Annotated in this window: 12 protein-coding genes and 2 pseudogenes; 8 read left to right on the top strand and 6 right to left on the bottom strand. The window is 67.2% G+C overall.

Going from position 1 to position 15,142, the window contains the following annotated elements:
* The coding region (locus tag B1964_RS27180) for a LysR substrate-binding domain-containing protein (RefSeq protein ID WP_216354291.1) at nucleotides 1-392 on the top strand (392 nt) is incomplete at its 5' end.
* Between the two features lie 76 nt (nucleotides 393-468).
* Nucleotides 469-1,020, top strand: a complete 552-nt coding sequence (locus B1964_RS27175) for a dihydrofolate reductase family protein (RefSeq protein WP_079932029.1) — start codon at nucleotides 469-471, stop codon at nucleotides 1,018-1,020.
* A gap of 16 nt (nucleotides 1,021-1,036) precedes the next feature.
* Here the strand turns inward: B1964_RS27175 and B1964_RS27170 are convergent, their stop codons facing one another.
* From B1964_RS27170 to B1964_RS27160, 3 genes are all read right to left on the bottom strand, one after another.
* Nucleotides 1,037-2,263 (bottom strand): oxygenase MpaB family protein, encoded by a 1,227-nt coding sequence (locus B1964_RS27170; RefSeq protein ID WP_172398982.1) that lies wholly within the window; start codon nucleotides 2,261-2,263, stop codon nucleotides 1,037-1,039.
* Nucleotides 2,264-2,379: 116 nt separating this feature from the next.
* On the bottom strand, nucleotides 2,380-3,798 hold the full coding sequence (locus B1964_RS27165; protein WP_079932028.1) for a M28 family peptidase: 1,419 nt from the start codon (nucleotides 3,796-3,798) through the stop codon (nucleotides 2,380-2,382).
* Nucleotides 3,799-3,927: 129 nt separating this feature from the next.
* Complete coding sequence (locus B1964_RS27160) at nucleotides 3,928-4,860, bottom strand: LLM class F420-dependent oxidoreductase (protein WP_079932030.1); 933 nt, start codon at nucleotides 4,858-4,860, stop codon at nucleotides 3,928-3,930.
* Between the two features lie 334 nt (nucleotides 4,861-5,194).
* Here B1964_RS27160 and B1964_RS27155 point away from each other — a divergent pair, with 334 nt between their 5' ends.
* The 3 genes from B1964_RS27155 to B1964_RS27145 all read left to right on the top strand — a co-directional run bounded on the left by B1964_RS27155 (nucleotide 5,195) and on the right by B1964_RS27145 (nucleotide 10,809).
* A complete protein-coding gene (locus B1964_RS27155) occupies nucleotides 5,195-7,666 on the top strand; it encodes a LuxR C-terminal-related transcriptional regulator (protein ID WP_253194227.1) in 2,472 nt (823 codons plus the stop codon).
* Between the two features lie 133 nt (nucleotides 7,667-7,799).
* Entirely contained in the window at nucleotides 7,800-8,801 is a 1,002-nt protein-coding gene (locus B1964_RS27150) for a TIGR00341 family protein (protein ID WP_079932026.1), read from the top strand.
* Nucleotides 8,802-8,907: 106 nt separating this feature from the next.
* Nucleotides 8,908-10,809, top strand: a complete 1,902-nt coding sequence (locus tag B1964_RS27145; RefSeq protein ID WP_079932025.1) for an alkyl sulfatase dimerization domain-containing protein — start codon at nucleotides 8,908-8,910, stop codon at nucleotides 10,807-10,809.
* 9 nt (nucleotides 10,810-10,818) lie between these two features.
* On the opposite strand, the pseudogene B1964_RS30175 reads toward B1964_RS27145, so the two are convergent.
* Nucleotides 10,819-10,965: pseudogene (locus tag B1964_RS30175) on the bottom strand (GAP family protein); the annotation flags it as partial.
* 126 nt (nucleotides 10,966-11,091) lie between these two features.
* Between B1964_RS30175 and B1964_RS30575 the strand changes: the two are divergent.
* Nucleotides 11,092-11,229, top strand: a complete 138-nt coding sequence (locus B1964_RS30575) for a hypothetical protein (protein WP_172398981.1) — start codon at nucleotides 11,092-11,094, stop codon at nucleotides 11,227-11,229.
* 14 nt (nucleotides 11,230-11,243) lie between these two features.
* On the opposite strand, the gene B1964_RS27140 is transcribed toward B1964_RS30575, so the two are convergent.
* Together B1964_RS27140 and B1964_RS27135 are read right to left on the bottom strand one after the other, a co-directional pair.
* Entirely contained in the window at nucleotides 11,244-12,248 is a 1,005-nt protein-coding gene (locus B1964_RS27140) for a 2-oxoglutarate and iron-dependent oxygenase domain-containing protein (RefSeq protein WP_079932024.1), read from the bottom strand.
* Nucleotides 12,245-12,748, bottom strand: a complete 504-nt coding sequence (locus tag B1964_RS27135; RefSeq protein WP_079932023.1) for a nucleoside deaminase — start codon at nucleotides 12,746-12,748, stop codon at nucleotides 12,245-12,247. Before B1964_RS27135 ends, B1964_RS27140 begins: the two co-directional genes overlap by 4 nt.
* A 9-nt stretch (nucleotides 12,749-12,757) precedes the next feature.
* Between B1964_RS27135 and B1964_RS27130 the strand changes: the two genes are divergently transcribed.
* Entirely contained in the window at nucleotides 12,758-14,404 is a 1,647-nt protein-coding gene (locus B1964_RS27130) for a PucR family transcriptional regulator (RefSeq protein WP_079932022.1), read from the top strand.
* 369 nt (nucleotides 14,405-14,773) lie between these two features.
* Nucleotides 14,774-15,142 (top strand): annotated as a pseudogene (locus B1964_RS27125) (HNH endonuclease); the annotation flags it as partial.

The raw sequence follows: 15,142 nt of genomic DNA, 5'->3' as shown, positions 1-15,142 counted from the left end.
CGTCGCGGCGCTACGTCACCGAACACGCCATGCCGCACACCGCCACGGAGCTGACCTCGCATCCGCTCGTCTACTTCGTCGACTCGATGCTGCAGGTCGACGATCTCGACCTCGCCCGCACCCTGGTCCCGCAGATGGCCGAGGGGCTCACCTCGACCAACGTCTTCGTCCACGTCGAGGCGACCAGGGCCCACGCCGGGATCGGTTTACTCCCTTGTTATCTGGCCGATCGTCACGACGATCTGGTGCGCGTACTCCCGGATGTCAACGCCCAGTTGACCTATTGGCTGGTGACCCGGACCGAGGCCTATCGCCGGCCCGCGGTGGCCGCGATGGTCGAGGCGATCCGTGAGGTCGTCGATGCACATCGGGAGGCGCTGTTGGGGGCGTGAGCGGGTGCCCTCGCGATGAGTTCACGTGCGCCGGGCGGTCTGTCTCTGTGCCACAACCACCGGCAGAGGAGAAGTCATGCGCAAGCTCGTCGTCACCCAGAACGTCACCCTGGACGGATCGATCGAGATGCTGACGTCGTGGTTCGATCCGACGGACCAGACCCCGGACCTGATGGCCGAGAGTCACCGTCAGGACGCCGAATCCGACGCACTCCTGGTCGGACGCCGGACGTTCGAGGACTTTCGTGGCTATTGGCCGCACCAGCAGGATGATCCGACGGGCATCACCGACTACCTGAACGCGGTCGACAAGTATGTGGTGTCGTCCACCCTCACCGAACCCGGGTGGCAGAACTCGACCATCGTGCCCGGCACGTCCGTGGCCGAATCCGTTGCGGCACTGAAACAACGCGACGGCCTCGACATCGTCGTCACCGGCAGCATCATGCTCACCCACGCACTCACCACGGCCGGCCTCGTCGACGAGTTCCGTCTGTTCATCTACCCCGCGGTGCAGGGCCGCGGCCGCAGGCTGTTTCCCGAGCACGGGTCGGCTCCTCAGCTACGCCTGCTGGAAGCGCGGTCGTTCACCAATGGGGTTGCACTGCTGCGATATTCGACTCATTGACCGGAATCATTGCCCGTCAGCGCCGCAATTCCGAGGGCGCCGCGAACTCCGCCGGACGATCGGATTGCCACGTGTGCCAACGCTCCCAATGGGCCACCGACCACTGCTGCAGACGCTCGTCGACGCCGGGCACGAGTCGTCGGGCCACCTCACCGACGAGTCGTGGGGGCACCTGCGCGAGCAGGAGCGCGACGCCGATCCAGCCGGCCGGGAGATCGAACCGCCGGCGATTCTGCGGCAGCATGAACAGTCGCGCATATCCCGACTGGGCCTGCAGGTGATACCAGGCGCGCCATCGATCGCGTCGGGTCATATCGGGTCGCGGCGCAAAGCCGGGCACGAAAGATTCGACGAGTTCGGCTCCGGCAGAACCGGAATCGTGCGATCGGGTGGCGTCGAACAGATACAGCAGGCGTAGACCGTCGGAGATGGTCCGTGGATAGATGTCGTCGACGCGCACCCCGAGCAGATAACCGAGGTAGCGATTGAAGACCAGCGACGCCTCGAGTTCGGCCTTCGACGTGAGGTAGCCCAATCCGTAGAGCCCCATCGCGGGCCCCACGCTGCCGCCGAGCAGGGTCAGCATCATCTCACTCTGGCTGATCGGCAGCCCCCACTTCTGGTCGTCCCACTCGTCGTGGCGCCGGACCCCGGCGCGCACCGACACGTGCATCACCCGAACGCGCATGGTGATCGCGCGGGCCAGACTTCCCTGGCGCACAATGGCTCCCGGCCGTGAGACCTCGATCCACCAGCGGCTTGTCTCCAGGTAGCGATTGAGTGCGCGTTCGCCGGCATAGCCTCCGGCCAACGACAGCGGCACCGCCAGCGACCCCTCGGTGTAGGTATCCATCGTTCCGGCGTTGCCGACGCCGCCCAGTGCGTACGCCCACCGACGCCACACCGCGGCGCCGGCTTCGATCTGGACGGGATCGGCCCAGTCGGGCATCGCGTCGAAGTCGGCGAACAACGCGCGCATGGAGTCAGGCGCATCATCGACGGCGTCGATTCCCTCGTCCAGCGCGCGGTCGAGCAACTCGCGGCTGCGTTGCGGACCGAGCTCGCCGCGGTAGGTGTCGGCGACGAACCGTTCGGCCACCGGGTCGCCCGCGCACAGCAACTCGCCGTAGCGCTGCGCGATGCGCTCGTCGGGCAGCAGGTCAACGCCGGTCCATCGCTTGACCCGCTCGGCCAGGCGGCGATGCGCGGAATCACCCAACGGCCAGCGGTAGGCGGTCGGCAGGGCGTCGGCGCCCGCATCGCCACCGCACGCGCGAGAGGTCCCTGCAATGGAAGCCTCTGAGATGGATTTGGTATTTCGTCTCACGCGGTCAGGGTAGCCGATCGCGGCAGCCTGGGTCAGACCATCGCGAAGTACCCCGCGGCGTACGCGACGGCCGGGGCCATGGTGCCGAGCACCTTCTGGTTGACGTTGGCGAAGGTGTCGCGGGCGGTGTGGTAGTTCTGATCGAAGATCTCACCCGCGGTCCCGCCCCACCGCCCCGCTTGCGCCTGGGTCTTGACCTTGTCGGCACCGGAGTCGATGCCGCCGGTGGCGATGCCCGCCTGCGCGAACGCGTCGTAGTCGGAGCGGCCGTCGAACCCGGAGAATTCGGGGCCGACGCCTCTGCGGGTGAGGAAGTCGGTGAACACCCGCTCGATCTCCCCGGATCCCCGCGGCCCGGCGTAGGAGTCCGGCAGGTGCGACGACCCGTCGCCGTCGGAGACGAAGTAGCCACCATTGTGGGAGCCGAGCATGTCGAAGTTGAGGTACTGCCGGATCGAGGCACGGTCGGCGGCGGGCAGCGTCTCCACGTAGTGAGTGGAGCCGATCAACCCCTCCTCCTCGGCGCCCCAGAACGCGAAGCGCACCTTGTTCTTCACCGGCGCGAGTGCGGTCATCGCCAGCGCGGTCTGCAGCACGGCCGCGGAGCCGGAGCCGTTGTCGTTGATGCCGGGGCCCTCTGGAACGCTGTCGAGGTGCGCGCCGAGCATGACCACCGAATTCGCCAGGCCGGTGTGGGTCTCGGCGAGGAGATTCCACGACCTCACGCGTGCGGTGCGGGCATCGACCGCCAGGGTCAGCGACCCCGCCTGCCGCACCTGCGATCCCAGGTCGCGTGACACCGCCACCGCCGGCAGCGGATCGCGGGCGTCTTCACCCAAAGTGCCTTGGAGTGGGCCGTTCTCGGTGTTCACGATCACCACTGCACGCGCCCCGGCAATCTTCGCGTTGGCCACCTTGTCACCGAACGGGCACACACCACGGTCGACCACGACGATCGCGCCGCGGGCGGTGGCCGGGAAATCGCCCGGCTGGCACCCGGGCGTGGTGTCGGTGGTCGGCACCGCGCTCACGGGCGCGGTGAGTGGCGCGCTCGACCCGGAGTAGCCGAGGACCTGCGAATCGATCGGCGCGCCACCCGCACTGAGCTGATGGCCCTTCTCCTCGAACATCGTCGCGGTGAATTCCTGCCGCATCGGGGTGTAGCCGGCCTCGCGCAGCCGGGCCTCGACGTAGTCGAGACTCCGGAGATACCCGGTGGTGCCCAGGGCGCGGTTGCCGCCGTTGCGGTTGGCGATGTCCTGCAGTGCCCGAAGGTGATTCGACACATTCGATGCCGTCACCCCACCCGCGACCGTGGTGCCGTATGCCTCGGGCAACGTGCTCGCGAAAGCCGGTGCGGCTGCGGCACCTCCTGCCATCGCGATCACCGTCGCGGCGATCACCGCCACGAACGCCGCGCGGCGTACCGACCATCGACCCCGAACCCGCATACCCGCACCGCCCTCTCGGCCCCTGAAAGCCTTCTCGGTCGTGACCCGATCGCCCGAATCGGGCAATCCTCTCGGGTACGGTAGCGCAGTTCTCGCCGAGCTGCGCGGATCCCACCGATCTGCGCAGTGCTAACCGATCTGCGGCACAACCTCTTTCGCCACGAGTTCGAGATGATCGAGATCGGCGAGATCGAGGACCTGCAGGTAAACGCGGCTCACACCGATGTCGCGGAAACGGCTGATCGTCTCGACGACCTCGTCGGGTGTGCCGGCGGCGCCGTTCGCACGCAGTTCGGCGACGTCGCGACCGATCGCCTGCGCGCGACGTGACAGTTCGTCTTCGCTACGGCCACAACACAACACGAGGGCGACCGAGTAGGTGAGATCGTCGGCGTCGCGGCCGACGGCGGCGCAGGCCGAGCGCACCGTGTCGAATTGTGCGGCCACGGTGTCGAGCGACTGGAACGGGATGTTGAACTCGTCGGCGAAGCGTGCGGCGAGGGCGGGCGTCCGTGTGCGGCCCATGCCCCCGATGATGATCGGTGGCCGCGGCGACTGCGTCGGCTTGGGCAATGCGGGGGAATTCTTCACCGTGTAGTGCGCGCCATGATGGTCGAAGCGCTCGCCGACGGGTGTCTGCCAGAGTCCGGTGATGATCTCCAGTGATTCCTCGAGCCGGTCGAACCGTTCTCCGAGCGATGGGAACGGGATACCGTAGGCGAGGTGCTCCTCTTCGAACCACCCCGCTCCGAGGCCCAATTCGACACGGCCACCACTCATCTGGTCGACCTGGGCGACCGAGACCGCCAACGGTCCGGGGAGCCGGAAGGTCGCCGAGGTGACGAGCGTGCCGAGCCGGATGCGAGAGGTGTCGCGGGCGAGCCCGGCCAGCGTCACCCACGCGTCCGTCGGGCCGGGTAGGCCGTCGGCGTCGCCCATCGCCAGGAAATGATCCGACCGGAAGAACGCATCGAATCCGAGATCCTCGGTCGCCGTGGCCACGGCGAGCAACTGGTCGTAATCGGCGCCCTGCTGGGGTTCGGTGAAGATTCGGAAGTCCACGTGGCCACGGTACGTCAGCCCCGATCCGCGATCGGTGTCCCCCGATAACAGGACACCGGCGGCGATTTTGTCAAGCTCGCCGTCACCGAGGACGGTTTGTGACATAAGCTCAATCGCATCACACGCATTATTCAACGATTCGGGGATTGAGAATGCGAAATTGCATAAAGCAATCCGTGTGGCGCCGCGAGGCCCTGTGAGTTCTACGTCAGCGGTGTGGCAGCCTTTTCCGTGGTATTTGACCTCGATTCCCCACGCTCGGCCCGACACCATTGTTCGGCACCGACTCAGCATCGCACTCGGGACCCTGGTGGGTGAGCACCGCGTGGTGGCGGTGAGCGCCCCGTCCGGCCACGGCAAGACCGTCGCCGTCGCCGACTGGGCCCGCGACACCGGGCTCCCGGTGGCGTGGCTGTCGATGCCCCGCACCGAAGCCGATCCCGCCGAGCTGTTACGCGGCATGATCAGCGCGATCAGTCGCCTGCCCGAACTCGGTGATCATCCGACGCTGGCCTCGTTACACAAACCCACGGTGACGGCATCGATCAGGCCGTGCGAGTTCGCCGACGCGATCGACACCATCGGTCAACGCGTGGTCGTGGTCATCGACGACGCCCATCGCGTCGCCGACGCCCTCGCCGATCCCGGCATCGCCGACCTGATCGAGAACGGCCCGGACACTCTCCGATTCGTCCTCGTCGGTCACAGCGGTGGACTCACCCACGCGATCAGCCGAGCATTGCTGCACGGCACGTGCGCGATGGTCGATGCCTCCCACCTCACGTTCACCGCCGAGGAGGTGGCGGCCACGTGTGCCACCTCCGGGGCATCCCTCGATCCGGCGGAACTCTGGGCGGCCACGGGCGGATGGCCGATCGCCGTCCACGCCGCGCTCATGGGCGGCGGCCTCACCCCCACCGGCCCCGACACCCCCTCCACCCTGCTGACCGACTACGTCGCGACCGAGATCCTCGCTCCGTTGCCGGCCGAACTTGCCGAGTTCATCCTCGACATGACCACCACGTCACGCTTCGATCTCGCGCTGGCGATGGCACTCAGCGGCCGCGCCGACGCCGCCACCCTGGTTGCCGACTGCGTCGTCCGCGGGCTGTTCCTCAGCCGGGTCACCGACCGGCGTTCGACGGACGGCGACCCGACCACCGTCTACACGTGGCATTCGCTCTTCGTCGAGCACTGCCGGCTGATCCTGCAGCGCACCGACCCCGACCGCCAGCGCAAACGCCGCATCTCCGCCGCCGAACACCTCCGCGATTCCCACCCCCTCCACGCCGCCGAACTGTCCCTGCTCGCCGACGACGCCGAACGTGCGGTCGACATCCTCACCGACAACTGGATCGGCCTCGTCATCTCCTCCGGCGCCACGGCAACCGAATCCACGGCCACCGCACTCGAGTCCCAGGTCGACGACCCGGTCCGCGCCAGCCGACTGACCTACATCCGTGCGTGCTGCCGGGCGATCCGGGGCGACGCGATCGGGGCTCGCCGATTGTTCGCCGACGCCGAAGCCCTCCACGAGCTCCACCCGAATCCCGATACCGACCTGACCCGCGCCGTCGCCACGCTGCTGTACCACGACGATCACCGCCTGCTGGTGCAGGCGCACACCCACATCGTGTCGGTACTCGACGATCCGGCGCAGGACGCCCGCATCCGACCGGTCTTCCGCGCCGGCTGCACCTTTCTCGTCGGATGGACCGCTCCGCGGCTGCGTATAGACCCCGCCCGAGGAGTCGACCTGCTGCGCAACGCAATCGAGGAATGCCGGGCCGCCGGACTGACCGCGATGGCCACACGCGCCGAGAGCAGCCACACCTTCGCACTTGCCTTCGCCGGGCGGTTCACCGAGATCACCCGCGTCATCGCCGACTCCGACGGCGGGGATGAATGGGATTACTACGACGTCGGCATGAATGCTTTCACCCGCGGCTGGATCGATTTCTGGACCGGCGATCTCGACGCCGCGCTGCACAATTTTTCCCGCCACGACAATTCGCGATCCATGGACGGATATCCGCCGCTGGCGCGGGTCTATCGCCTGATCAGTGCGTCGATTCTGCGGCGTGGCGCCGAGGTCGACTCCGCGAGCGCCGACCTGGAGTGGGTCACCGACGAAGATCTGCACGGTGTGCCGTGGCCGGTCTACCGACGTCTGGCCCAGGCGCGGGCGGCGGAGTTCGGCAACGCCGACGACGAGGTCCGGCGACTGGCCGCCGAGGTGGAGAGCACCTCGGCGGTACCGGTGTCGCGCGCACTCTTCGCCGGCATTCTGCGCCGCCAGGGTGACCTCGTCCAGGCGCGGCGGTTCACCCACGGACTCGACTCCGGGGCACTGCCCGCCTACGTCCGGGTGTATGCCACGCTCACGAACGCGATCGTCGCGTGGCAGTCGGGCGACCGGCGCGGGGCGCATCGCCTGCTCGACCGGTCGATCACCCTCGCCGCCCCCGAGTTCATCACCCTTCCCTTCCTCGACAATCACGACCAGCCCACCACCGACCTACTCGCGGCGCACGCCCCCCGGGTGTCCGAGCCCGGCTTCCTGGCCGAGATGTTGACTCGACGGCATACACTGTCGCGCAACGACTCCGAGTCCACCAGAGGGCTGACGACACGCGAACTCGAGGTGCTCGAATACCTCCGGACGCCGATGACCGTGCAGGAGATCGCGGCGGCGTTGTTCATCTCTCCCAACACGCTCAAGACGCACTGCCGCTCGCTGTATCGCAAGCTCGGCGTCGACAACCGGCGCGACGCGGTACGCGTCAAGGGGTTCCTGCGGCCCTGACCGGTTCGGGTCATCCCTTCGGGGTGAGAATTGCGCGTCACGCACGAGTCCGGTCACAAACAGACCGGAAAGATCGGTGTCCCAGTTATTCTCGGCGCAGATCACTTCGCCCTCGGCGAAGGAGGAGGCTCCGATGATCGGCATTCCCGAACACCTGGTCCCGACCAAGCAACGGCGCACCCTCGACGAGCTCGTCGGTCGCCTGGACCTCGGTTCCGGAGAACGGTTGTCGAAGCAGTCGGCGTTCTGGGTGATGCTGACCCTCTCGGCCGTCATCGCCGTGGCAGGCGTGATCGGCGACAGTACCGCCACGGTCATCGGCGCGATGATCGTCGCGCCGCTGTCGACACCGATTCTCGGGATCGGGCTGGGGATCGTCACCGGTCGCGGTCGGCTCGTGCTGACGAGCATCACCTACGTGCTCGCCGGGGTCGTGCTGGTGACCGTGCTCGGAGTGCTCTTCGCGCAACTGTTGCCCGATCCGACCAACGTGCTGACCAATTCGCAGGTGCAGGGCCGCACGTCACCGCGGCTCGTCGACCTCCTCGCGGCGCTGGCCACCGGGCTCGTCGGCGCGGTCGCGGTCACGCGCCGCGACGTCGGTGATGTGCTGCCGGGAGTGGCCATCGCCATCAGCCTCGTTCCGCCACTCGGTGTCGTCGGGGTGTGTCTGGGGTCGGGTGCGCCGTCATTGGCGTTGGGCGCCTTCGTGTTGTTCGCGTCCAACGTGGTGGCGATGGTGATCACGAGTGTCGTCGTGTTCACCATCGCCGGTGTCGCGCATCCTGCGCAGGCGACCGCAGAGTCGGCCGCGAGACCGCGCCGGGCACGCGCCTACGTGGTGTTGCTGATCGCCCTGGTCGCCGTCGCCGTACCGATGGTCGTCAACTCCCTGACCTCGCTGTGGGCACAGCAGGTCGCGGACGCCACACGCAGCTGGCTCGACGCCGCGCATGTGCCCTCGGCAGTGGTGACCAGTGCGTCGTGGAGCGGGGACACGGTGACCGTGCACGTCCTGGCGCCGGACGATCTGCCGCCGGTTGCGGCATTACAGAAGACCGTCGATGGTCTGGTGCCCTGGAATCCGCAGGTCATCGTCGAGCACACCTCGGGTAGCCGGGAAACCGCCAACTGAGGTCGGGAGATCCGAAGTCATCCGCCGAAGGTGAGGACACCGGTCTACTCGGCGACGAGACTGGGCGGGGACCGTACTCGACCGCACCATGACCTCGAGGTGAGCAATGACCGACCCGCGCGCTGCGACCCCGACCATCTCCGCCGCGAACGATCCCGACGGGTCGTCTCTGCCGTTCGGCGACACCCGAGATCAGGCCGCCACCGACCGCGGCTTCATCGCGGCGCTCGAATCATCGGTGGTCGCGGGTGCTGATGGCAACGCGGTGTGGGACTGCGCGGAGTTCGCCTTCCTCGACGACGCATGCCCGCCGACCGCGAATCCGAGTCTGTGGCGTCAATCCGGGCTCGTCGCGAAACATGGCCTGTACGAGGTCACCGACCGCATCTATCAGGTGCGTGGGCTGGATCTGTCCAATATGACTCTGGTCGAGGGCGATTCGGGTGTCATCGTCATCGATCCGCTCATCTCCAGCGAGACCGCGGCCGCGGGACTGGCGCTCTACCGCGCCCACCGTGGTGAGCGGCCGGTGACCGGGGTCATCTACACCCACTCGCACATCGACCACTTCGGCGGTGTCAAGGGGGTGACCACGCAGGAGGCCGTCGATGCCGGAGAATGCGTGGTCATCGCACCGGTCGGGATGGTCGAGCATGCCGTGGCCGAAAATGTCTACGCCGGAACGGCGATGGGCCGTCGAGCCGCCTACATGTACGGTGCGGCGCTACCCCGTGGGCCGCAGGGCGCGATCGGCGCGGGCCTGGGTCAGTCGACCTCGACAGGCACCGCCACGCTGATCCTGCCCACCATCGACATCTCCACCACTGGCCACGTCGAGCCCGTCGACGGCGTCACCATCGAATTCCAGATGACCCCGGGCACCGAGGCGCCCGCGGAGATGAACTTCTACTTCCCGCAGATGCGCGCACTGTGCATGGCGGAGAACGCCACGCACACCCTGCACAACCTACTGACGCTGCGCGGAGCGCTGGTCCGCGATCCGCACGTGTGGGCCAAGTACCTCACCGAGGCCATCACCACCTTCGCCGGACGATCCGATGTGCTCTTCGCCTCCCACCACTGGCCCACCTGGGGCACCGAGGAACTCACCGAATTCCTGGCACTGCAACGTGATCTGTATGCGTATTTGCACGATCAGACGTTGCGCGCGCTCAACCAGGGCAAGACCGGACTCGAGATCACCGAGGACATCGAGTTGCCGCCCGCATTGACCAATGCCTGGCACACCCACGGCTATTACGGCTCGGTGAGCCACAACGTCAAAGCCATCTACCAGCGGTACATGGGCTGGTTCGACGGCAATCCCGCACACCTGTGGGAACATCCGCCGGTGGCGTCGGCGACCCGTCACGTGGAGTTCATGGGCGGTGCCGACGAGGTTATCGCCAAGTCCCGCAAGTCTTTTGACGATGGCGATTACCGCTGGGTGGCCACTGTGCTGAATTACGTGATCTTCGCCGACCCCGGCAACGTCGAGGCCAAGCAGTTGCAGGCCGACACCTACGAGCAACTGGGCTACGGCTCGGAGAACGGCACCTGGCGCAACTTCTATCTGATGGGCGCGTATGAACTACGGCACGGGCCAATCGGTACGCCGACCACCACCTCGGCTCCCGATATCGCCGCAGCCCTGTCGGTGGAGCAACTGTTCGACGCAGTCTCGTTGCGGGTCAACGGACCTGCGGCATTCGATGCCCACATCATCATCGACTGGCGGATCACCGACGAGGAGCGAAAGCATCGAACAGAGCTCCGCAACGGCGTTCTCGTCCACCACGATCTGTCTCCCGAACACGAAACGCCGACGGCCGGACTGACGGTGACCTGCACCCGCGCAGAACTGCTTGCCATCGTTCTCGCCGCGGCCGATCCCGCGGCGTCAGTGGCCGATGGTTCGGTCGAGATCGAGGGTGACGGTGCACTGTTCACCGAACTCGCCGGCTACCTCGATTCGCCCGATCCGGATTTCGCGATCGTCACACCGTGACGCACGGGGTCAGGCGAGTGCCGAAATGCCCTTGCCGATCAGCACCACCCCGATGACGAGGAAGAGGGTGGCCATGACCGCTGTGTTGGCCTGCAGCCACTCCTCGAGTCGGGCCAGTGGCGCCCGCAATGCTTGCGCGGCAACCTGATAGGTCACCGCGGTGCACTATTAGGGCACGTCACTGTTGGCGGAGGTCCCGCGAGTGGCCAAGGGCTGGCCGCGCGCACGGCCGAACTCCGCAGTCGGGGCGGACGTTTCATTCTCGCCGGGGTCAACCCGGCGATGCGGCGCCGCCTCGACAGGTCCGGGCTCACCGCCACACTCGGCGCCGAGAACATCGTCATGGCCACCGACGTCGTCTTCGAGGCCGCCGATCTCGCCTACGAGGAAGGCTGCCGCTGGCTCGCCGACGACTCGTGACGCCGGAATTCTAGTCACCCCAGGGTGATCGCGTCCAACCGCTCCTTGATGAACTCCCCGGCAATCACATCGGGCCGCCCCGAGACCCGACCGACCGGCGGAGCCAGCGGAGTCACGACGGCGTCGTGATCGAGCTCGTAGAAGAAGATCAATGACACGAGATCCTCCTCCGGGCTCTCCGGCTGCGGTGGCAGCACACGATGACGCCCGGCCGGCCACCGTCCACCCGACCAGTACTCGAGAAGATCGCCGATGTTGATCGTGAGTGCGGTCGGATCGTACGGGGCGTCGGCCCAACCACTTTCGTCGCTGTACACCTGTAGGCCACCGGCTCCCGGTTCACGGTCGAGAACGGTGACCGTGCCGAAGTCGGTATGCGGGCCGATCCGGAACTGCCCGGGCTCGGGGTCGCCGACAACCGTCATCGGCGGATAGTGGTTGATGTTCGACGTCCAGGTGGCATTGCCCGCCAGATTGCGGAATGGATTGTCCTCACCGGCCTTTCCGAGCGCCTCGGCCATCAGCGCGAGCAGGTCGTCGGAAAGTGCCTTCATCTGAGAGGTCCACGCGGTGAACAACTCCCGCAGTCGCGGGGTCTCGGTGGGCCAGACGTCGGGGGCGAACCAGTAGTCGTCGACCTCGGGAATCCCGACCGGAGTCTGTGCGCCGGAATTGTAGGTCTCCTTCAGGTCCGGTGGTGTTTCGGTGCCCTCGGCGTAACCGTTGGCCTCCAGACCCGGGCCGATCCATCCGCGACCGCCGACGCCGACCGCATACTGTGCCTTGACATCGGCGGGCAGGGCGAAGAATTCACGGGCCGCGGCACGCAACGCCGCCGGAAGGAACGGATCGATCCCGTGTCCGGTCACCAGCAGGAAACCGGCCTTCTGCAGGGATTCGTCGACGGCGGCACACACCTGCGCTGCGGCGTCCCCGCCCTGCCGCCATTGCTGCAGATCGACGGTGAGGATGGGGCTGGCGGTTTGGGGGTTCGCGGTTCGGGGGTTCGCGGCGGTCATGCTGTCTCCTCGGCTGGGTCGGAGACGGTGTCGGCGACACCGATGTCCTCGTTCCACAGGTGCGGATGGCTCTCGATGAAGCCGCTCATCATCGCGATGCAGCGGCCGTCGTCGACGATGGTGACCTGCACTCCGAGCTCACGCAGCCAGTCCTGACCGCCGGAGAAGTTCGTCGTCTCGCCGATGACCACCGACCCGATCCCGAACTGTCGGATCAGCCCACTGCAGTACCAGCAGGGGGCGAGGGTGGTGACCATGATCGTCGAGGAGTAGTCTCGTTGCCGGCCGGCGGCGCGGAAGGCGTCGGTCTCGCCGTGCACCGACGGATCGTCATGCTGCACGCGCCGATTGCGGCCCTGACCGAGCAGGGTGCCGTCGGCGGCGAACAGGGCGGCACCGATGGGGATACCGCCCTCGGCGAGACCGGTCTGCGCCTGGCCGTAGGCGACGTCGAGCAGTGATCGCGGGTCGAGCCCGGTGTCGGCAATCGTGGAGGTCATGCTTCGAGGGTGCCGTCGGGCGCGGCCGTACTCAACCGACAAATCGTCCGGTCGCGAGTGAGCGTCAACGGGCATATCGTCGGCGTCGTGTCTGAATCTCCGCTGCCCGCCGCACCGTCGCTCACCCTGCGGCACATGGTCGAGACGCACCTCGCCCCGGCCGCCCCACGTGTGCTGACCGCGCACGACCGGCTCGACGCTGCGGTGAGCTGGGTGCATTCCAGCGAGATCTTCGAGATCGGCCCTCTGCTGACCGGTGGCGAACTATTGCTCACCACCGGCCTGGGCTTGGCCGGCCTGGACGCCGGTACCCGTCGCCATTATGTGCGTGACCTGGCCGAACGCGGCGTCGCCGGGTTGGCGTTCGAGGTCGGACGGAGCTTCGACGCGGTACCCGAGGAGATGATCCGGGAGGGCTCGGCCGCGCACCTGCCGATCATCGAATTGACGCGGATCGTGCCGTTCATCGAGGTGTGCCGGACGGCCAATACCGAGATCGTGTCCGAGGAGGTCGGCGACCTGCGGCTGCGCAGTGGACTCGACGCAACCCTGCACGACGACCTCGCCCGCGGCGCCGCGGCCGCGATGATCGAGCACATCGCCGAGGTGACCGGGACGCCGCTCGTCGTGGTGGGTGGTGGCGGCGCCCTGCTGGCGGTGCACGGTGTGGACGACGACCGGGCCGCGTGGCGCGTGGTCGACGGTGCGATCGCCGCGCAACCGATCACCTTGCGCGGCCGCGAGATCGGGCAGGTCTTCGCGGGACCAAGCGCGTCCTCGATACCCGCCGCACGTGTGCAGGCGCTGCTCGGTGTCGGAGCCGGACCGCTGGCGGCGGTATTGACCCGATCCGGTGGGCGGTCGTCCATCGGTGCGCAACTGGTGGCCGAGCTCGTCGACCGTCGGCCTCTGCGGCGCGCGGATCTTCTTGCGCGGCTGTCGACGTCGGGGTTACCGGTCGGCGACAAGGCCGTGCTCGTGCCGGTGGCCGGCCACGCACCCGACACCCGGATGGTCGAGACGGCGTTGTCGGCGGCCGCGGATCTCGGCGGACTCGTCCACGCCACCGTCGATGCGACCGTCTACGGCCTCGTCGTGACCACCGACACCGAACTCACCGAGCCGGCCGAGCAGGTCCGCGCGGCGCTGGCCGACGATCCGCGGCGCCTCGGCCGCCTCACCGTCGTCGTCGGGACCCCATGCCCGCTCGCCGACACCGGCGCGGGTCCCGGCCTTGCCCTGACGTTGGCCGACGAACTCCGCATTTGTTCGGAAAGGCTGGGTGTGGCAGTCGAATTGCGCTCTGCCGGCGGTACGGCCGCCGACATCAGGACCAGCCGTGAACTCGTCTCCGACGCCGCGGCGCGTGAGTTGTCGGACGGTCTACGCAGCGAGCTGAGCCGCATCATCGCCCCGCTGGTACGCCACGATGCGACGTCGTCCTCGCAACTCGTCCGCACCCTCGAAGTCCATCTCACTCACGGATGCAGCGCCACCCGCTCGGCCGAGACCCTCCACATCGGGCGCCAGAGTCTGTATCAGCGCCTCGACCGTATTCGCGCCCTACTCGGCTTCGACCCGACCGCCCCGGCCATGTACGCATCAATCCTGCTGGCCATCAACGTCTGCCACTCCCGGGATGCAGATCAGCGGTGAGTTCCCGCCGCAGCCATCCGCTGGTCGACGAACCCGTCCGGCACCAGCGACCCCCTCCGCCCGATGGTCAAGGCGCCCTCCTCCGAGCGACGAGCACCCTATTCCCGATGGTCGAGGTGCACGGCGCCCCAGGCGCCGGGCCTCGAGACCCGTTGAGACAACAAGCTTCCCAATCACATCGATGCGGCTCACAGCGAAAGCCGCACCGCCTACCACACCCCACCGACAGAAAACTGCCGCCAGCCCACCACCGAAACCTGTTGTCCACAAGCACCTTTCCTTCCACATAATTCTCGAACACCCTTGCCCTGATCCATATGTTCGAGTAGAGTGGACCCATCACACCGATCAGCCATCGGGGAGGGGCCCATGATCGACACCACCACAACTCTTGACGTCAAAGATGTTGACGCCGAGGCGATCTTCGCCGATATCGTCACCCAACTCAGCGACCTGCAATGGAATCCGGAGATGACCGGGCCGCAAGCCTTCGGCGCGATGAAACAGGTCCTGTTGTTGCGCAATCTGGTTGATCACCACGCCACCACCCTCACCGGCGAGATGGACCGGCTGGGCGTGGCCGATCACAAGACCACCCGACTGCGGGAGTTGTTGATCAGCATGGGTTGCGCACCTGCCGTCGCAGGTCGGTATGTGCGGGTCGCCGCCACCACCACCGATGTGGATCTGTTGTTGGCACATGCCGCGGACGGGTCCATCTCGTCCGAACACGCCGAT

This window comes from Gordonia sp. i37 (assembly GCF_002043085.1).
GTDB lineage: Bacteria > Actinomycetota > Actinomycetes > Mycobacteriales > Mycobacteriaceae > Gordonia > Gordonia polyisoprenivorans.
This window is presented reverse-complemented; position numbering and strand designations above follow the sequence as displayed.